Annotated in this window: 16 protein-coding genes; 8 read left to right on the top strand and 8 right to left on the bottom strand. The window is 68.2% G+C overall.

The features are described from left to right. Window positions 1-15: 15 nt before the first annotated feature. A complete protein-coding gene (locus tag ACIBG5_RS38245) occupies window positions 16-777 on the top strand; it encodes a hypothetical protein (protein ID WP_396396714.1) in 762 nt (253 codons plus the stop codon). Here the strand turns inward: ACIBG5_RS38245 and ACIBG5_RS38240 are convergent. Further along, a complete protein-coding gene (locus tag ACIBG5_RS38240; protein ID WP_396396712.1) occupies window positions 774-3,785 on the bottom strand; it encodes a S8 family serine peptidase in 3,012 nt (1,003 codons plus the stop codon). The two genes, ACIBG5_RS38245 and ACIBG5_RS38240, sit on opposite strands and share 4 nt — an antisense overlap. 483 nt (window positions 3,786-4,268) lie before the next feature. On the opposite strand from ACIBG5_RS38240, the gene ACIBG5_RS38235 reads away from it, so the two are divergent. The 3 genes from ACIBG5_RS38235 to ACIBG5_RS38225 all read left to right on the top strand — a co-directional run bounded on the left by ACIBG5_RS38235 (window position 4,269) and on the right by ACIBG5_RS38225 (window position 7,801). After that, window positions 4,269-5,930, top strand: a complete 1,662-nt coding sequence (locus ACIBG5_RS38235) for an FAD-dependent oxidoreductase (protein ID WP_393396208.1) — start codon at window positions 4,269-4,271, stop codon at window positions 5,928-5,930. After that, window positions 5,930-7,393 carry an ATP-binding protein gene (locus tag ACIBG5_RS38230; RefSeq protein ID WP_396396709.1) on the top strand — a complete coding sequence of 488 codons (1,464 nt, stop codon included), beginning with the start codon at window positions 5,930-5,932 and terminating at the stop codon, window positions 7,391-7,393. The genes ACIBG5_RS38235 and ACIBG5_RS38230 overlap by 1 nt, the downstream gene beginning before the upstream one ends. Window positions 7,394-7,498: 105 nt before the next feature. Continuing rightward, window positions 7,499-7,801 carry an antibiotic biosynthesis monooxygenase gene (locus ACIBG5_RS38225; RefSeq protein ID WP_396396707.1) on the top strand — a complete coding sequence of 101 codons (303 nt, stop codon included), beginning with the start codon at window positions 7,499-7,501 and terminating at the stop codon, window positions 7,799-7,801. A gap of 101 nt (window positions 7,802-7,902) precedes the next feature. On the opposite strand, the gene ACIBG5_RS38220 is transcribed toward ACIBG5_RS38225, so the two are convergent. Genes ACIBG5_RS38220 through ACIBG5_RS38210 form a run of 3 tightly spaced genes read right to left on the bottom strand, consistent with a single transcriptional unit; the run spans window position 7,903 to window position 10,291 of the window. Next, a complete protein-coding gene (locus ACIBG5_RS38220) occupies window positions 7,903-8,661 on the bottom strand; it encodes a poly-gamma-glutamate hydrolase family protein (RefSeq protein ID WP_396396705.1) in 759 nt (252 codons plus the stop codon). 25 nt (window positions 8,662-8,686) lie between these two features. Further along, a complete protein-coding gene (locus ACIBG5_RS38215; protein ID WP_396396704.1) occupies window positions 8,687-9,625 on the bottom strand; it encodes a sugar kinase in 939 nt (312 codons plus the stop codon). A 45-nt stretch (window positions 9,626-9,670) separates the two neighbouring features. Then, window positions 9,671-10,291, bottom strand: coding sequence for a bifunctional 4-hydroxy-2-oxoglutarate aldolase/2-dehydro-3-deoxy-phosphogluconate aldolase (locus tag ACIBG5_RS38210; RefSeq protein WP_396396703.1), 621 nt, complete (start codon window positions 10,289-10,291; stop codon window positions 9,671-9,673). 124 nt (window positions 10,292-10,415) lie between these two features. Here ACIBG5_RS38210 and ACIBG5_RS38205 point away from each other — a divergent pair, with 124 nt between their 5' ends. Then, on the top strand, window positions 10,416-12,221 hold the full coding sequence (locus tag ACIBG5_RS38205) for an exo-alpha-sialidase (RefSeq protein ID WP_396396702.1): 1,806 nt from the start codon (window positions 10,416-10,418) through the stop codon (window positions 12,219-12,221). A 2-nt stretch (window positions 12,222-12,223) separates the two neighbouring features. On the opposite strand, the gene ACIBG5_RS38200 is transcribed toward ACIBG5_RS38205, so the two are convergent. Genes ACIBG5_RS38200 through ACIBG5_RS38185 form a run of 4 tightly spaced genes read right to left on the bottom strand, consistent with a single transcriptional unit; the run spans window position 12,224 to window position 15,664 of the window. Further along, window positions 12,224-13,039, bottom strand: coding sequence for a hypothetical protein (locus ACIBG5_RS38200; RefSeq protein WP_396396700.1), 816 nt, complete (start codon window positions 13,037-13,039; stop codon window positions 12,224-12,226). After that, window positions 13,033-14,178 (bottom strand): galactonate dehydratase, encoded by a 1,146-nt coding sequence (gene dgoD / locus ACIBG5_RS38195; RefSeq protein ID WP_396396698.1) that lies wholly within the window; start codon window positions 14,176-14,178, stop codon window positions 13,033-13,035. Before dgoD ends, ACIBG5_RS38200 begins: the two co-directional genes overlap by 7 nt. Further along, entirely contained in the window at window positions 14,175-14,915 is a 741-nt protein-coding gene (locus ACIBG5_RS38190; protein WP_396396696.1) for a FadR/GntR family transcriptional regulator, read from the bottom strand. Before ACIBG5_RS38190 ends, dgoD begins: the two co-directional genes overlap by 4 nt. 11 nt (window positions 14,916-14,926) lie before the next feature. Then, on the bottom strand, window positions 14,927-15,664 hold the full coding sequence (locus ACIBG5_RS38185) for an SDR family NAD(P)-dependent oxidoreductase (protein ID WP_396396695.1): 738 nt from the start codon (window positions 15,662-15,664) through the stop codon (window positions 14,927-14,929). A 205-nt stretch (window positions 15,665-15,869) separates the two neighbouring features. Between ACIBG5_RS38185 and ACIBG5_RS38180 the strand changes: the two genes are divergently transcribed. From ACIBG5_RS38180 to ACIBG5_RS38170, 3 genes are read left to right on the top strand one after another with little or no spacing between them, the layout of a single operon-like run. Beyond that, window positions 15,870-17,153 carry an ABC transporter substrate-binding protein gene (locus tag ACIBG5_RS38180; protein ID WP_396396693.1) on the top strand — a complete coding sequence of 428 codons (1,284 nt, stop codon included), beginning with the start codon at window positions 15,870-15,872 and terminating at the stop codon, window positions 17,151-17,153. Next, window positions 17,150-18,100, top strand: coding sequence for a carbohydrate ABC transporter permease (locus ACIBG5_RS38175; RefSeq protein WP_396396691.1), 951 nt, complete (start codon window positions 17,150-17,152; stop codon window positions 18,098-18,100). The genes ACIBG5_RS38180 and ACIBG5_RS38175 overlap by 4 nt, the downstream gene beginning before the upstream one ends. Next, the gene (locus tag ACIBG5_RS38170; RefSeq protein ID WP_396396689.1) at window positions 18,097-18,918 is read left to right on the top strand and encodes a carbohydrate ABC transporter permease; all 822 of its coding nucleotides are present in this window, start codon (window positions 18,097-18,099) and stop codon (window positions 18,916-18,918) included. The genes ACIBG5_RS38175 and ACIBG5_RS38170 overlap by 4 nt, the downstream gene beginning before the upstream one ends. Window position 18,919: the final 1 nt, after the last annotated feature.

Genomic DNA, 18,919 nt, shown 5'->3' with positions numbered 1-18,919 from the left:
CGGCCGGGTGGAGGGATGGCGATGGTGGCGGACGAGGTTGTTGATCCGCTGGACGAGTTGGATGCCCAGTTGGCGCGGCTGCGGGGTGTCGCCGACGAACTGCGTGGTGCCCGCGGGACTCCGGTGCTGGAGGGCAATCAGATCGAGCTGATCGAGGACGGTCCGACTCTCCTGCGGGCGTACGAGGATCTGCAGAGGAACTCCACCCGTCAAGTCCGGGTGCTGGACCGGCCGCCGTACGCGACGCCGCCGTCCACCCAGCAGAGGCTGGAGCTGGAGCGGCTCGCCGACGGGATCGAGTACCGGGCGATCTACGGCACCGAGGTGTTCGAGTCCGAGGACATCATGGGCGTGCTGCCGGAGTTACAGGCGGCGGGCGAGGTCGGCCGGGTGCTGGCGCAGGTCCCGATGAAGATGGCGGTCGGCGACGACGACACCGCGCTGATCGGGCTGACCAAGCGGGCGCCGGCCGAGTCCAACCTGCTGATCCGCTCGTCCGGACTGCTGGACGGCTTGATCGCGACGTTCGAGATGCTGTGGGCCTTGGCGATCCCGATGCCGGTGCTCCTGGCGAACGGTGAGGTGCCGGCACTGCGGGCGCCGGATCGGGACATCCTGCTGTTGCTCGCGGGTGGCGCGACCGACGACATGATCAGCCGGCGGTTGCGGATCAGTCCGCGGACGACCCAGCGCCGGGTCCGCGCGCTGATGGAGTCGCTCGGCGCGCAGACCCGGTTCCAGGCGGGCGTTCAAGCCGCCCGCCGCCGCTGGATCTAGTTCACCGTCACCACCGTCCCGGCGCGGTTCGGGAACTCGACGAACCCGGTGGAGCGCTGATCAGTGCGGACTCCCGACCAGGACGCCGTGACCTGGAACGGCTTGCCGGCGGCCGGTGCCACCGACGGCGTCACCTTGAGGGCGTTGCCACCGGTCACGACGTTGGTCTGCATCGTGTACTTCGTGGTGTCGGCACCCGGCGGGTTCGACAGGGTGATGGCGAGCACGCCCCAGACGCCGGGCGAGGGAGCTGCCACCGTCGCGGAGGCCTGGTTCGCCCCGGTGCCTTCGAAGGAGAGCAGTTGCATCTGGCCGTTCACGACCTTGTAGAGCACCATCCAGATGCTGCCGGCCGGGTCGACCGTCTTGATGTTCCACTGCACAGCCTTGGTGCCGGCGGTCACCGTGACCGGGTAGTTCGGCAGGTCCGCGTCAGCAGCTCCCGCCGGTACCTCGCCCGGGACCTGGGGCGCCGAAGCGAAGCCGTACGCGTGGATCGGCGTACCGGCTGTGCCGGCCGTGACGTCGAAGGAGACCGAGCCGGCCGCGCCGGAGCCGGTGACGTTGGTCGGTGCGATGACCGAGGTCGGGACGACCGCGATCGGGCTGCGGACCGACGTACCGGCACCCTGCCAGGTCAGCCAGCCGCTGGTGGTGTCGTGCGACGGGGCCGTGTCCTGGGTCAGCTTGACGGTGAAGGACTTCGTCTGGCCGGCCTGCAGGTTCAGGATCGACGGAGTGACGACAGCCTTCATGCCGGGGACGGACACGGTCGCGCGGTACAGACCGCCCTTCACCGCGGTGACGCGGCGGGTGACAGTCTGCGTGCCGACCAGCTCGCCGACGGCGATCGACGGTGCGTTGTAGTTGCTGGGGTCGATCGCGGGTACGCCGGTGCCGGTGTTGACACCGCTGCCCTCCAGATAGCCGAGCCAGTCGCCGTCACCGGAGTCGTAGACGAGACCCGGGTCGAGCATGCGCGACGGCTGGACCTCACCGGCGCCTCGCGCGAACGGATCGTTGTCGACAGCGCCGCTGGCGGTCTTGACGTCGCTGGTGGTCGTCATGAGCGCCGACTTGACCATCATCGGAGTCCAGTCAGGGTGCTTGGCCAGGTAGAGAGCAGCCAGGCCGGCGATGTGCGGTGCGGCCATCGACGTACCGGAGAGGAAGGCGTAGCTGTGTCCGCCGTTGCTGGGCGGTGCCACCGCGGCCAGGACGTTCACACCCGGCGCGGCAAGGTCCGGCTTCAGCAGGTCGCCATGGCTCGACAGCGACGGGCCGCGCGAGGAGAAGTCCGCCATCTGCGGGTACGGCGTGGTCTGTGCCGTCAGGTTGCCGGGCACAAGCTGCGCGGTGGCTCCGGCAGTACCGGCGTACGCCTTCACAGATAGCGAGCCCGGGGTGTTGAGGTGCACGGTCGGCACCGCGTGCGAGTCAGCCACCATGTCCTGGTCGGTCAGGTTCAGCAGCACCATGCCGACGCCACCTGCGCGCTTGACCTCGGCCGACTTGTCGACCCGGGCTCCGACGCCTCTGTCGCACACCACGATGTTCCCGGCGGCCTTGGCCGAGTCGAGCGTGTTCGGCAGACACTGCGAACCGTCGTACTCGGTCGCCGACTCCACACGGGCGGCAGCACCGGTGACCAGCGACTTGGGGCCGACCGTCGCGGGGATGGAGGTGCTCAGCCCGGCGTACTTCTCGCCGTTGCCGAGGACCACAGTCGCGTCGTACGGCGCCACTGTGCTCGCGCCGACCGTGGTCACCCACGGAGAGGTGTTGTCGAGCGATGACGGCTCCGGACCGGAGTTGCCGCCTGCTGCGGAGACGAAGATGCCGGTGGAGGCCGCGGACAGGAAGGCGAGCTGTACCGGGTCCGTGTGCGCGGACTCGAAGATCGAGCCGACCGAGTAGTTGATCACGTCGACGCCGTCGGCAACGGCCTGGTCGATCGCGGCGAGGATGTCGGACGTGTAGCCGCCCGAGCCGACACCGCCCTTGCCGGTCCACAACGCCTTGTAGACGGCGATCTTGGCGGCCGGAGCAACGCCGGAGATCGTGCCGAAGTTGATGCCGCTCTCCGCAACGTCCACACCGGCGCGGCCGGCCGCAGTGGTCGCGGTGTGCGTGCCGTGGCCTTCACCGTCGCGCGGGGAGGCGTAGTCGGCGCGGGCCTCGGGCGGAGTGGCGCCGAGCCAGGCGTCGCCGAAGTACTTGGCGCTGATGAGCTTGGTGTTGCACAGGTCGGCGGTGAAGTCCTCGCCGGCCTCGCAGGAGCCGGTGAAGTCGTTGCCGTCGGCCTTGTGCATGACGATGTTGTCGCCGGAGCGGTACGGCCGGTACGGGTCGGCCGCAGTGGCGGGCTTGGTGTCCAGCTCCGGTCCGGACAGTGAGGCGCTCTCCGGCCAGATGCCGGTGTCGACGACGCCGACCACGACGCCCTTGCCGGCTTCGGCGTTGCCGCCGAGCGCGGACCAGACGCCGTTCTCGCCGGACAGTTTGAGGAAGTCGGTGGGCGTCTTGTCGTCCAGGGCCTGGTGCAACTGGTCCGGAGTGACCGCGATGACGCCCGGTGTCTTGCTGAGCTCGCTGACCTGCCGGCTGCTCAGGTTGGCGGCGAATGCGTTGACCGCGGTCGAGTAGTGCCGGGTCGCCTTCGCGCCGACCGTCGCAGCGACCGTGTTGTGGCGCCTGTCGAGCCAGTTGCTGTAGCGCTTCGAGTCGGGGTTCGCGGTGTCGACCTTGTGGCCCTTGGCCGGCTTGGTGGCCTTCAGCCCCGCTACACCACCGGAGTACGTCGCCAGTGGCTGGTCGGCCAGCGTCACGACGTACCGGCCGGGGGCGAAGTGGGGCAGTCGCATCGAGGTGGCGAGATCGTCCGGAGGCGGCGAGCCGGGCGCGGGAGCCGTGGTGACGGCGTTCCCGGCCGGAGCCGCGAAGGCGGCGGTGCTGAGGACGGCGGCCGCGATCAGCGCGGTCCGTCGACGCAAGGACAGGTGGTTCACGCGATTCCTCCAGTGCTGGAGGGACGGGCGGATGTGCGTCCCTCAGGTCCTGACCGCGGCTGTCGCCCCGGCCGCCCGCCCCCGAGCCCGGACGCGGAAGAGCCTGCCAACCCACGGCGCCGACCACACTGTTTTGGCTTCAACTAGCCGCTGGCGAAAACCTGCCAAACAGCAGGCGGCTTCCCGACAACGTCGGGAAGCCGATCCGGTGACGCATTGACCTCTAGTTATGGAGCGTCTCTACTAAATGGACCTCGAGGAGGTCCGATGGTGCCTCACCGGCCTTCCGTGGGCTGATGACGTGGTCGATCAACTGGGACCGCTATGACAACTGGGAGTCCCGGAACAGCCACGCGCCGTACCTCGCGGCCCTGCCCTGAGACCCGCCCAGGCCGGCCCGGTTCGTGACCAGCCCCGCGAACCGGGCCAGTGCCTGTGGATTACCGATCCCGCTTTGTGGTGTTGCGCTGGTATGAAGGAGGCATGACAGCGTCGACGACCCGCCCGGTGATCCTCACCGTGGACGACGATCCGGGTGTTTCCCGGTCTATCGCCCGTGACCTTCGCCGTCGGTACGGCGAGGAGAATCGCATCGTCCGGGCCGAGCACCCGTCCCAGGCGCTGGAGGCCCTGCGCGAGCTCAAGCTGCGTGGCGAACCGGTCGCCCTGCTGCTCGCCGACTACCGGATGCCCCAGATGTCCGGCATCGAGTTCCTCGAGGCCGCGATGGACCTGTTCCCGCTCGCCCGCCGGGTCCTGCTGACGGCGTACGCCGACACCGACGCCGCGATCCAGGCGATCAACGTGGTCGACCTCGACCACTACCTGCTCAAACCGTGGAACCCACCGGAGGAGAAGCTCTACCCGGTCGTCGACGCGATGCTCGACCTGTGGAAGACGACCCCGGAGCCGTCCAGCGACGAGACCCGGGTGATCGGTCACCGCTGGTCGGCGCCGTCGTTCACGGCCCGCGACTTCCTCGCCCGCAACGCGGTGCCGTATCGCTGGCTGAGCGTCGACGACGAGGAGAGCAAGCGCCTCCTCGACGCGGCCGGGATCGACGGTTCGACCCTGCCCGTGGTGATCACCCCGGACGGCACGGTGATGGTCGCCCCGAGCGAGGCGGAGCTCGCCGACAAGGTGGGGCTCTCCACCTCACCGACGAAGGACTTCTACGACCTCGTCGTGGTCGGCGGCGGACCGGCCGGTCTCGGCGCCGCTGTGTACGGCGCCAGTGAGGGACTGCGGACCGTGTTGGTCGAGCAGTTGGCGACCGGCGGTCAGGCTGGCCAGTCGAGCCGGATCGAGAACTACCTGGGCTTCCCTGACGGTGTGTCCGGGGCGCAGTTGACCGATCGGGCCCGGCGGCAGGCGGTCCGGTTCGGTGCCGAGTTGCTGACCGCCCGTCAGGTGGTCGGCCTCGAGACGCTCGGGTCGGCCCGCAAGCTGATGTTCTCCGACGGCAGCGAGATCTCGTCCCACTCGGTGATCCTGGCGACCGGGGTGGCCTACCGGCACCTGGACGCGCCCGGCGTCGACGACCTGTGCGGCCGCGGGATCTACTACGGGTCCGCCACGACCGAAGGCCCGAGCTGCACCGGCCAGGAGGTCTACATCATCGGCGGGGCGAACTCCGCCGGCCAGGCCGCGGTGTATTTCTCGAAACACGCCAAGACCGTGCATATGCTGGTGAGAGGACCATCGCTCACGGCGACGATGTCGTCGTACCTGATCAATCAGATCGACGACATCGACAACATCGAGGTCCACACCTGTACGCAGGTGGTGTCCTGCAAGGGCTCGGAGCATCTCGAGCGCGTCACCCTGCAGAACAGTGCGACCGGCGAGAGCCGCGAGGTGGACACGGAGTGGATGTTCGTGTTCATCGGTGCGGCCCCACGGACGGACTGGCTGCCCGGCGACCTGCTCCGCGACGAGCGCGGTTTCGTACTCACCGGTCCTGACCTGCGCGGCAAGCCTCCGGGCTGGGCGCTGGACCGGGAGCCGTACCACCTGGAGACGAGCATGCCTGGCGTGTTCGCCGCCGGCGACGTACGGGCGGAGTCGGTCAAGCGGGTCGCCTCCGCGGTCGGCGACGGAGCGATGGCCGTGACACTGGTGCACCGATACCTGGAGATGCTCTGATGACTGCCGAGACCGAGGCGCGCCGGCTGAGCCCGGACGAACTGCGCACGCTCTTCCTGTTCGAGAGCCTCACCGACGAGCAGTTGCAGTGGCTTTCCGACGCCGGGTACGTCGAGACCTACCCCGAGGGTCTCGTGTTCAACGAGGGCGACCCGGCGACCTGCTGCTACGTCCTGCTCTCCGGTGAGATCCGGCTGTGCAAGCTGTCGCACGGCGAAGAGGTGGAGATCAACCGGACCGCACAGCGTGGCGTCTACGCCGGTGCGTTCAACGCGTTCTTCGGTGCCGCCGACCGCAAGGCCTACACCGCGACCATGCGGGTGACCGAGACGTCGGAGTTCTTCGTCATCGGTGCCGACACGATGGCGACGATGATGAACACCTGGTTCCCGATGGCGGTGCACCTGATCGAGGGCTTCGTGATGGGCATGCGCCGGACCAACGAGACGCTGGGCGAGCGCGAGCGGTTGCTTGCCCTCGGCTCCTTGTCGGCCGGTCTCACCCACGAGCTGAACAACCCGGCCGCCGCGGCGGTCCGGGCTGCGGCGACACTGCGGCAGCGAGTCTCCGGGATGCGATCCAAGCTGGCCATGCTCGCCGACGGCACCCTGGACGCGACCAAGCTGCACCAGATCGTCGCGCTGCAGGACGATGCGGTCGAGCGGCTGGAGAAGAACAAGGACAGGGACATCTCGCCGATGGACCTGTCCGACGCCGAGGACGCGCTGACCGACTGGCTCGACGACCACGACGTGCAGGCCAGTTGGGACGTCGCGCCGGTGCTCGCCGCGGCCGGGCTGGACGTGCCGTGGATGGAGGAGGTGCTGACCGCGGTCGGGCCGACGTACATCGAGGGCGCGGTCCGCTGGCTGATGTACACGATCGACACCGAGTCGCTGATGAACGAGATCGACGACTCCGTCACCCGCATCTCGACGTTGGTCGGGGCGGCGAAGCAGTACTCCCAGATCGACCGAGCGCCGTACCAGACCGTTGATCTGCGCGAGTTGCTGAAGAGCACGCTGGTGATGATGTCGGGCAAGCTGCAGGGGTACGACGTCGTGAAGGACTTCGACCCGGAGCTGCCGCCGATCCCGGCGTACGCCGCCGAGCTGAACCAGGTGTGGACGAACATCATCGACAACGCGGTCAGCGCGATGGGCGGGCACGGCACCCTGACGATCCGGACCAAGCGGGACGGCGCGTACGCGCTCGTCGAGATCGGCGACACCGGCCCCGGCATCCCGCCGGAGATCCGCCGCCGCATCTTCGAGCCGTTCTTCACGACCAAGCCCATCGGCGAGGGCACCGGCCTGGGCCTCGACATCTCCTGGCGCATCGTGGTGAAGAAGCACCACGGCGACCTCCGCGTCGAGTCCGAGCCGGGCAACACCCGCTTCAAGATCATCCTGCCGCTCGATCCCGAGGAGGAGGTCGAGACCGAGGCCTCGCTGCTGTCCTAGCCCTTGGTCAGATGGCGGCAAGGGCTGCCGATCGCCTTGCAGAGCAGTCACATTCTCTTGCGGGGGAACGTCAGAACGATGTACCCCAAGGAGCAGGAGAGACTGATGTCAACCACTGAGCAGGCCGTCGTACGAATGCACAACTACAGCGTCGATCCGGAGAATGTCGCCGAGTTCCTGAAGGCCCGCGCCACGGTGGTCGACACGATCCGCGCCGCCCACCCCGGGCTGGTCGCGACCCGCCTCGTCCACCTCGAAGACGGCACCTACTCCGACACGTGGCAATGGACCTCGATGCAGGCCATGGCCGCCGCCTTCCCCCTCGCCCAGTCCCCGGAGGCCGTCGCAGCCTGGGCCCTGGCCTCCACGTCCTCCGCCCTGAACGGCGAGATCGTCGACGAGCGGTGAGGTGCATAAGGACAGGAGGTGGTGCCGTCGATGGGCTGGCCGGCTCGTCTCGCACGCTCAGGGTCCGGCGTGCAACCGACTACCTCCTGTCGTTAGGTACGTCAGGGGATGGGCTGGATGGATTCGAGGTCCGCGATGGCCGTGCGGACGGCTGTGGTGAAGGTCCAGAAGAGCCGCCGGGTGGTGTTCTTACGGTCTTCGCGGGTGTTGATGCGGAACATGGCCCGGCGCAGCGGAGTGGTCAGTTCGAGCTGAGCACCGGCGCCGAGCAGTGTGCGGTTGGCGATGTTGGTCGGCTCGTCGCCGTTGAGGGCCGGGACGGCGGCGGCGTCGATCGCCAGGATTCCGCTCTCGATCAGGCGCTCGAGGAGAGCTGACTTGAAGGCGGCGCTGCGACCGCCGACGAGAACTGCCTTGGTGTCGTCGGGTAGTTCGGCTTGAGCCGTCGTGCATCCGTGCAGACCAACGGCGTTCAGCGATCCACCGGTCAAAGACAAGGCGACGTGGTCATCACAGCCGGTCGAGGTGACGTGCAGGTCGGCGTTGCCGGTCGAGCGCAGACCCTCGAACATCCAGTAGTCGTGGACCGGCCCATCCGTCGGTGTCGGTTCGAGGTCGGCCGGGTGGTAGCCGGCGATCCCCAGACACAGCTCCGACGTACCGGCCTCGATCCCTCCACCATGCGGCGCCAGGATCGTCGTCCGCTGGACCTCGACCCGCCCGGCCAGGTCGTCGTCGAACCACTCGTGCCGCCGGTACCGCCGACCGTAGTCGGCGCCTTCGGCCAACGACGTGTCGGCGTACAACTCACTGTTCGTCCCATACCTCTCGGCCGCGTCGTCCACAGCTCCCCCTCCCACCACTTCGAGGGTCCCACAGTGGGCGTCAGCGGAGGGCGGTGCCTTGGGTATGGGTGAGGAGTGTCAGGTCGGGGCGGGTGGGGAGGGACTCCCAGTCGCCGGTGGCGGTGACGCAGAAGGCGCCGGAGGTGGTGGCTCGGTCGAGGCGGGAGTCGGGGGAGAGGTCGTCGAGGGTGGCGGAGAGGTAGCCGGAGACGAAGGCGTCGCCGGCGCCGATGCTGTCGACGACGGTGACAGGGAGGGCTGGGCGGTGGATGGTGCCGGAGGCGGTGTGAGCCCAGGCGCCCTTGCCGCCGGCCGTCACGATCACCTGGTCGACGCTGCTCGAACCGAGGAGGTCGGCGACCGCATCGGGTGCATCGGTCAGGATGTCGAGTTCGTCGTCCGAGGAGAAGACGGTGTGGACGTGGGGGAGAAGCTCACGGAGTGCGGTCGCCGCGTCCGAGCGGGACCAGAGCCGCGCGCGGTAGTTGACGTCGAGTGAGACCTGCACGCCTGCGGCGCATGCGTTCCGTACGATGGCCAGCGTCGCGGCGCGAGTGGTCGCGGACAGCGCCGGGGTGATGCCGGTGACGTGGAGCAGGCGCGGTCGGGTCGCCTCGAGAGCGGCGATGCACTCGTCGGCAGTGACCGTCGAACCAGCCGAGCCGCGACGGTGGTAGCTGACCCGGGTGATGTCGTGCGACGGCTGATCGAAGGCGATGAACCCGGTGAACGACTCGTCCGAGAATCGCACCCGACGCGTGTCGACACCTTCGGCCCGGAGCGTGCGCTGGATCAGCCGCCCCGGTTCATCGTTGCCCACAGCACCTACCCAGGCAGCCTGGTGCCCGAGCCGGGACACTCCGATCGCCACGTTGCTCTCCGAGCCGGCGATCGACAGGTGCGCGTCGCCACCCAGCCGCATCGGGCGAGCGGTCCGCAACGAGACCATGGTCTCGCCGATCGTCAGGAGGTCGGTCATCTCACAACTCCGAAGTGGTTCAGACGTCGAGGGCGGTGCGGAAGGTCAAACGCCGAGGGTGGCGCGGAACCCGGCGGCGCGGTCGGCGAGAGCGGAGAGGGATCCGCCGGTGCCCGCGTCCCCCAGCAGCGGCGAGCCGACACCGACAGCCAGGGCGCCGGCAGCCAGGTACTCCGGTGCGGTCTGCGCATCGACCCCGCCGACGGCGAGGAGCGGAGCCTCGGGCAACGGTGCACGGAGCTCGCGGAAGTACGAGGGCCCGTAGACCTTGGCGGGGAAGATCTTGACCGCGGTGGCGCCGAGATCCAGCGCGGCGACAACCTCGGTCGGAGTGAGAGCTCCGCACAGAAGGGGCAGACCGAGGTCCACGCTCCGATGAGCGCCGCGGGTGATCGCGGGGGTGACGACGAAGCCCGCCCCGGCGGCTGCGACCTCGTCGGCCTGAGCGGCCGTGACGACGGTGCCGGCCCCGATGAGGATGTTCGGGTCGTACTCCGAGCGCGCCTTCGCGATCGCGTCGACGCCGCCCGGGGTGGTCAGGGAGACCTCCAGAGCGGTGATCCCGGCGTCGACCAGCGTGCGGACGCAGTCCAGGGCGCGATCCGGCCCGTCGGCGCGGATGATGGCCAGCACCTTGCGGTGCCGGAGTTCGGTCAGCAGATCCATAAGTCCTCCTCGAAAGTCCACGCTAGGGGATCGCCCTGGACATAGGACGTCCTATATCCTCGGAACACCGCATCGTGAAGTGACAAGCAACGTCCTGTTTCAGCTCATGTGGAGGCATCCGCCCATGCCCAGACTCCGAGCCCTGATCAGTTCCGCCGCGGCGATCGGCTTCGCCGCCGCCGGGTTGACCGTACCCGCCGCGCCCGCGCAGGCGGCTATCACCCAGACCGTGCTCTTCGACAAAGGCGATGCCGGCTACGGCTGCTACCGCATCCCCGCGATCGTGAAGACCAAGGCGGGCACACTGCTCGCGTTCGCCGAGGCCCGCCGGTCCTACTGTGCCGACTCCCAGGAGATCGACCTGGTCCTGCGCCGGTCCGAGGACGACGGCCGCACCTGGTCGGCGGCCCAGACCGTACTGGCCGGCACCGACTCCGACCCGAACGCGGTCGCCACCCGGGGCAACCCGGCGCCGATCGTCGACTACGAGACCGGCCGCATCGTCCTGCTCACCACGATGGACCCCGGTACGACGACGCGCCCGCGGACGCCGTACGTGCAGTTCAGTGACGACGACGGGAGGACGTGGAGCAAGGCCAGAAATATCGGTGATCAAATCGACGATCCGGCCTGGGGCTGGTACGCCACCGGGCCGGTGCACGGGATCCAGTTGACCCGCGGTGCGCACGCCGGACGGCTGGTCGCCGGGACCAACTACGACAACGGAGCCGGTAAGAACGCTGGCCAGTTGGTCTACAGCGACGACCACGGCGACACCTGGCACAAGGGCGCGACCGACCTGCGCTCCGACGCGACGCCGCAGGAGATCAGCGTTGTCGAGAAGGTTGATGGCGGCATCTATGCCGGTGCCCGGAACAACGCCGGCAGTGCGGGAGCCAGCCGAATGTTTGCGGTGAGCAACGACGGTGGTCAGACCTACGCGGCGCCGTACGCGACGATCCCCGGGCTGACCACGCCGACCGTGCAGGGCTCGCTGCAACGGTTGCGGGCGGTCGATCGCGGTGACAAGTACAACCGGATCCTGTTCGCCGCCCCGGCTGATCCGGAGCGCCGCCGGTACATGACGATCCGGTCCAGCTTCGACGAGGGCAAGACCTGGCAGTCCGTTGCCGACGGCACCAGGATCACCAGCGACTGGTCCGGGTACTCCGATATGGCGATCCTCGACACCGGCGAGATCGGCCTGCTGTACGAGGGCGGTGCGGTCGACGCCCGTGATCAGATCCGCTTCGCACGCTTCACCGAGAACGACATCGGTCACCCGGACGCGCCGCTCGGCACGACCACCCCGGACATCTCGGGTCTCGGCAACAACAGCTACCTGCGCGGCGGCACGACGTCGGTCGCCGGCAAGTTCGGCCAGGCCCTTGACCTGGACGGCGTCGACGACGCCATCCAGCTCCCGTTCGCCGAATCGCTCGCGGTCGGCGCCGGCGACTTCACCGCGATGGCGTGGATCAAGTACGGCGCCGGTACGGCGAACCGGGCGATCTTCTGGGGCTATGGGATCAACGAGTTCTCTCAGTTCTGGTTGCGCGCCGAGCCGGGGGACAACCGGATCCGCGGTTTGATCACCACCGGCGGCCAGACCGCGTCGGTCGCGACGACCAAGTCCTACAACGACAACACGTGGCACCACGTCGCCCTGCAACGCAAGGTCGGCACACTGTCCATCTGGGTCGATGGAACCCAGGCAGCGTCCGTCGCTGCGCCCACCGGTTCGGTTAGTCCGGGTCGGCCGTTCAAGATGTACGTCGGCCAGCGGCTCGACGGCGCGCATCACTTCGACGGCTCGCTGGACGAGGTTCGTATCTACAAGCGAGCCCTCACCACGACCGAGCTGAACAGCATCCGCACGACCAACAGCACCACGGTTCCGAACGCCGTACTCGATCTGCCGCTCGGGTGACATCAGACCGGCCTGGCGGAGGCGGTCAACCGCCAGGCCAGCTCACCGCTCGCGGGGACGACGGCAGCGTCGTCCGGCCCAGCCTCGGCCAGGTCGAAGACGCGACCCAGCATCGGCTCCACCCCCAGACTCCGGTACGGCGCTTCGTCGGGGAAGCCGGCGAGGTTGCGCCACAACGCGGTCGAGACCGGTTGCCCCGGGCAACTCAATGTCCAGGTGAGCTCGGAGCCGCGGTCCATGATGCTCACGGTCGGGCAGTCGACAAGGATGGCCCCGACAGCCGTTGCGTCGGATGGTCCGTAGGTGCCGAGGTCGATCCCGCCTGGCCGCGGCCAGGTCGCGGTGATCCACGGCGCGTTGGCCGGCCAAGGGGTTGGCAGCAGGCCGGCTGCTTCCGGGTACAGGCGACAGTCGGAGCCGGGCGGCGCTGAGATGGTGGCGCCGACAGCGCAGTCGAGAAGGGCGTGAGCCGCCCAGATGAAGCGGAAGCCTGGTGGGGCTTGCAACCTGTAGCCGACGGCAACAGTCTCCGCGTCACCCGTGAACGTTCGAGTCAGGGTGGTGCCGGCGTAGGTGACGGAGGTTTCCCAGGGCTGGTTCCACAGGCCGCCGTGGTCAGGGTTTCCACGGACGGTGGGGAAGCACTCGTCCAGCCCGCCGGCGTCGGTGAAGGCCTGGTGTCCTGTCCGGGGACCGGTCAGGAGGCCGGGGCCGGACCAGAGCCACTCGCGCCCGGCGAGCCGGAGCGAGGTCCAACGGCCGCCGTCGGCGCCGTCGACCGACACCGAACCGACGGAGTCGGTGTGCTCGCTCACCATTCGGCGAAGGAGCCGTCTGGGTGGGTCCAGACGGGGTTACGCCAGGCGTGGCCGGTCTGGTCAGCGGCGCGGACGGCGGCTTCGTCGACCGTGATTCCCAAGCCAGGCAAGGGATTCCACTCCGCATGACCGTTGACCCACGTGAACGGAGTCGGGTCCGTGACGTACGAGGTGAGGTCGCTAGCAACGTTGTAATGGATGCCCCGGCTCTGCTCCTGGATCAGGAAGTTCGGAGTCGCGAACGACACCTGCAGACTCGCCGCAAGCGAGATCGGCCCGAGCGGACAATGCGGCGCCAACAGAGCGCCATGCGCGTCGGCCAGCACCGCGATCCGGCGCAGTTCGGAGATCCCACCCGCGTGGGAGACGTCCGGCTGCACGACCGCGATCCCAGCGTTCAACGGTGCGACGAATTCGGACCGGTGATACAGCCGCTCGCCCAACGCCACCGGGACCGTCGAGCTGCCGACGACCTCCGCCAGATGCACCATGTGCTCCGGCAGCACCGGCTCCTCGACGAACATCGGCTGCAGTCCCTCGACCGCGTGCAGGATCCGCCGGGCCCCGGCCACCCCGACCCGGCCGTGCAGGTCGATCGCGACATCGCGCGAGTCGCCCAGGGCCTCCCGGGCAGCGGTCAGTCGAGTGACAATGCCGTTGATCTCGGCAACCGACGGCGACGGCTGGATCTGTCCACTGCCGTTCATCTTCACCGCGGTCATGCCGGCCGCGATCTGCTCGCCGATCTGATCGGCGATCGCGGACGGCTCATCGCCACCGACCCAGGCGTACACCCGGACCCGATCGCGCACCCGTCCACCGAGCAGCGATGCGACCGGAGCGCCGTACACCTTGCCGGCGATGTCCCACAGGGCGTGGTCGATGCCGGCAACCGCGCTGCTCAGCACCGGACCGCCGCGGTAGAAGCCGCCCTTGGTCAGCACCTGCCAATGCCGCTCGATCTGCAGCGGGTCCTGGCCGATCAGGTACTCCGACAGTGTCTCGATCGCGGTCCGGACGACCTCGGCGCGTCCCTCGACCACGGGTTCGCCCCAGCCGACCACGCCGTCGCTCGTCTCGATCCGGCAGAACAGCCAGCGCGGGGGGACCAGGAACGTCTCGATCCTCTCGATCTTCACGCGCGCCGCCCACGCGGCTTCGACCCACGCGGGGAGGATCCGCGGACCTCGGTGAGGTCCTCGGCCGCCTTCGCCAGCAGTTCGCGCATCGCCTGCTCGGCGGCGACCGGGTCGTGCGCGCGGACGGCGTCGACCACGCGGCGGTGGCTCGGCAACGGATCGTCGGACGGTTTCACCTTGTGCACCAACCGGTCGCGGTCAGCCAGGCCGGTCTCCATGATCACTTCCATCTTGGTCAGCAGTTCGTTCCCCGTCGCCGCCAGCAGCGCCCGGTGGAACGCGAGGTCGGCGATCGCCGCGGCGAGGTCGTCGGTCGCCGACGCCATCTCCTCGAGCGCGGCGTCCAGGGCGGTCAGGTGTGAGTCCTCGGCCCGCAGCGCGGCCAGCCGGGCGGCGGCCGGTTCCACGATGCCGCGAACCTCGTGCAGTTCCTCCAGCAGTTCGGGCCGTACGTCGTCGTCGAAGTGCCAGCGGATCATGTCCGCGTCGAGCAGGTTCCAGTCCGACCGCGGCCGGACGAACGTGCCGCGCTTCTGCCGCGCGTCGACGAGACCCTTGGCGGTCAGCACCTTCAGCGCTTCGCGGACCGCGGTCAGGCTGACACCGAGGTCGGCCTGTAGGTCCGGCACGTTGATGGTCGAGCCCTCCGGGATCTGCCCGGACAGGATGCGCTGCGCCATCACCTCGACGATCTGGCCGTGCAGTCCTCGCGTCACGCCGCGCTGAATCCCCGTCACACCGTTCTCCCTCACGCCGAGTCCTTCACCGCGGACCAGCCGCCGTCGACTACCAGCGTGGTGGCAGTCACGTACGACGCCTCCGACGACAGCAGGAACGCGACTGCCTGAGCTACTTCGTCCGGTTGCCCGAGCCGGCCGACCGCCGTCGCCTTCGCGCTGCGTGCGCGGCTCTCGGCGTCGACACGGTCCCACATCGCTGTCTCGACCGGGCCCGGAAGCACGGTGTTCACCCGGATCGAACCGCCGTACTCGACCGCGAGCTGCCGTCCGAGTGCGACCAGGGCACCCTTCGTCGCCGCGTACGCGGGATGGCCGGGGAGGCCGGCAAGTGCGTGCACTGAAGACATCAGTACGACGGACCCGCGGCCGGCCGCGAGGTCGTCGTACAAGGTTTGGAAGCCGAGGAAGGCGGCAGTCAGGTTCACGTCGAGCTGTCGTTGCCAGGACGGCGGCGACAGTTCGTGGGCGGGCTTCACGTCGACGAAGACGGCGTTGCTGACGAGGCCGTCGATCGGAGCGAGCTCGTCGCGGCCGCGGGACCGGACCTCGGCCCACGTGTCCGGCGACGAGACATCACCGATCACGGCGATCGCCTGGCCGGGCACCTCTTTGCACGGTTGTACGTCGACCTGGACCACGGACGCGCCCTCGGCGAGGAAGCGCTCCACGCAGGCCGCACCGATCCCGGACGCGGCACCGGTCACCACGATCACCCGCCCACCCAGCCGCACGTGCGCCTCCTCCACAGCCCAGCTCCACCCAAGCACGCCGGGCAGAGCTTTCCAACGATGAACGAGGCACCAGTTGACCGTGATGGCGATGCCAGGTCAAGCGATTTGCTCGTAATTTACGAATTAATATTGACACCTGCGACCGTCCGCCGCAAGATCGTCCGCAACACACCACTCACTCGACTGGCACGCTGGTCGAGCAGATCTCAGGAGTTTGGGTATGACGGGTCTGGCAGCAGATCGACGGACTTTCCTCAAGGGACTCGGACTGCTCGGGGCAGCTGCCCTGGTGCCCGGGTGCGCGACCTCGACGAACAGTCCGGGCAGCGGCAGCGCGGCCACTGGTGAGCTTTCGCTGCAGTCGAACCTCTCCAGCGAGCAGGCCAAGGCCGCGATGGAGAAGCTCGTTGCCACCTACAACAAAACTGGCGGGTCCCAGGTCAAGCTGAACACGGTCGCGGCGGAGATCTTCCGGACCCAGTTGCCGACGTACCTGACCTCGGCCAACCCGCCGGACGTCTACACCTGGTACGCCGGGTCGGTCGCGGACTCGTACGCGAAGAAGGACCTGCTGCTCGACGTGTCGAGCGTGTGGGACAGCATGACGAACTACCCGAAGTCGATGCAGACGCTGTCCACCAGCAGCGCCGGGCAGAAGATCTTCGTGCCGACCAGTTACTACTGGTGGGGCATGTTCTACCGCAAGTCGAACTTCGCCAAGTGGGGCGTCACGCCGCCGACCAACTGGGCCGAGTTCATCGCGGTCTGCAAGACGATCCAGAGCAAGGGCATCCCGCCGATCGGCATCGGCCTCGGCGACACTCCGTGGGTCGCGTCGGCCTGGTTCGACTACCTGAACATCCGGATCAACGGCGCGCCGTTCCACCGCCAGTTGCTGGCCGGCCAGGGCGACTTCACCGACCCGAAGGTGAAGGCGGTCTTCACCAAGTGGCGCGAGGTGCTGCCGTACTTCGACCCCAAGGGCAAGTCCTTCCCGTTCCAGGAGGCGACGTCGGCACTGCTGGCCGGCAAGACCGGGATGTTCCTGATCGGCACCTTCTTCGCGGACTCCGCGCCGAAGGACGCGCTGGACGACATCGACTTCTTCCAGTTCCCGATCATCGATCCCGCCGTACCGGTGGCCGAGGAGGCGCCGACGGACGGGTACTTCGCCTCGAAGAAGGCGAAGGATCCCGAGGGCGTGAAGAAGCTCATGACCTGGCTCGCGACCGCGGAGGCGCAGGAGATCTACGTGCAGAGCTCGTCCGGTACGGCGATCCCCGCGAACCCGGACGGCAAGTCCGCGGACACGCCGCTGGTGAAGAAGGGCAAGGCGATGATCGAGGGCGCGGCGGAGCTGACCCAGTTCTTCAACCGCGACTCCAGTGACGCACTCCAGCCGACGGCCGACGCCGCCCTGACCAAGTTCCTGGACAAGCCGGACCAGATCGACCAGATCCTCAAGACCTGGCAGACCGCCGCCGAGAAGGTCTTCAAAGCGTGACTTCCACCCTGGCAGAGACGGCTCCCGGCCGGTCCGCACCACGGGCCGGCGGGGGCGCGTCCCGCCGTACCAAGCGCTCTGGCCCGCGCCGGGTGTCGCCGTTGATCCTCGCGTTCGTGCTGGTGCCGTTCGCGATCGAGGCGGTGTGGGTGTTCTGGCCCGCGCTGCAAGGGTTCTGGTTGGCGCTGACGAACTGGGACGGGTTGTCGGCGCCGTCGTTCGTCGGGTTCGGCAACTTCAGCGACATGGTGTCGGACCCGATCTTCCGAACCGCGCTGAAGAACACTGCGATCTGGCTGGTGCTGTTCGGTGGGCTCAGCGTGATCGGTGGCTTCGGGATGGCGTTGCTGCTGCAGCGCGAACGCCGTGGCGTCGGCATCTACCGGGCCGCGCTGTTCACCCCGGTGGTCTTCTCACTGGTCGTCACCGCACTGATCTGGCGGGTCTTCTACCAACCCGATGGCTTGGTCGACACCGTCTTCCGGACTGTTGGCCTGGGCAACTTCGTCCGGCCGTGGCTGGCTGACCCGGACACCGCCCTGTACGCCGTGATCGTCCCGGCACTGTGGCGGCAGATCGGGTACGTGATGGTGCTGTACCTGGCCGGCCTGAAGGCCGTCGACCCCGCGCTGTACGAGGCGGCAAAGGTGGACGGTGCCTCGGCCTGGCAGCGGACCCGATTCGTGACGATCCCACAGCTCAAGGGTGTGAACTCGGTCGTGCTGTCGGTCATCGTGATCGACTCGCTCAGATCGTTCGACATCGTCTGGTCGATGACGAAGGGCGGCCCGTACCACTCGTCCGAGCTGCTCAGCACCTACATGTACTCGACCGCCTTTCAGTCCACCCAACTCGGCTACGCGTCCGCCCTGGCCGTGGTGATCTTCCTGCTCGCCCTGGCCGTGATCCTCGGCTACCTCATCCGTGCCTTCCGGGAGGAGACATGAACCGCCTGAAGACCTCGGGCTACCACGTGGCGATGGGGCTTGTTTCCATTCTGTGGGTTGCGCCGATTCTCTGGGTGATCGTGATCTCGTTCCGCAGCTTCGACGATGTGGCGGCGAACGGGCTGGGGTCGTTGCCGCACTCGTTCACGTTCTCGACGTACAAGTCGGCGTGGGAGGACGCGGACGAGTTCCGGGCCTTGATCAACAGCCTGCTGGTGACGATCCCGGCGGTGCTCCTGAGTCTTGGGTTGGCGTCGATCGCGGCGTACGGGCTGGCGCGGTACAACATCCCGTTCCGGCGGACGATCCTGTTGCTCATGTTGATGGGCAACCTGCTGCCGCCGCAGATCCTGCTGATCCCGATCTCGCGGTTCGTCGAACTGATCGGGTACTACGACACGCTGATCGCGCTGATCGCCGTTCATGTCGGGTTCGGGCTCGGGTTCTACACGTTCGTGCTGCACGGGTTCATGCGGGATCTGCCGCGGGAGATCCAGGAGGCGGCGACGATCGACGGTGCCGGGCCGGGCAAGATCTACTCGAGCGTGATCCTGCCACTGACTCGGCCCGCGCTGGCTGCACTTGGCGCTCTGTCGTTCACCTGGATCTTCAACGACCTGTTGTGGTCGATCACCGTGATCCGGTCCGGCGAGAAGATGCCGGTCACCCCGGCGCTGCTCGGTCTCCAAGGCTTGTTCGTCTCGTCCTGGAACGTGATCGCCGCCGGCACCGTGATCGCCGCGGTCCCCACGGTCGCGGTCTTCCTCCGCTTCCAGAAGCACTTCGTCGGCGGGCTCGCCATCGGAGCCGTCAAGTGAA

Origin of the sequence: Kribbella sp. NPDC050241, from assembly GCF_044459685.1 — a bacterium.
Classification (GTDB): Bacteria; Actinomycetota; Actinomycetes; order Propionibacteriales; family Kribbellaceae; genus Kribbella.
Note: the sequence above shows the minus strand (reverse complement) of the source record. Positions and strands in the feature narration are given on the sequence as shown.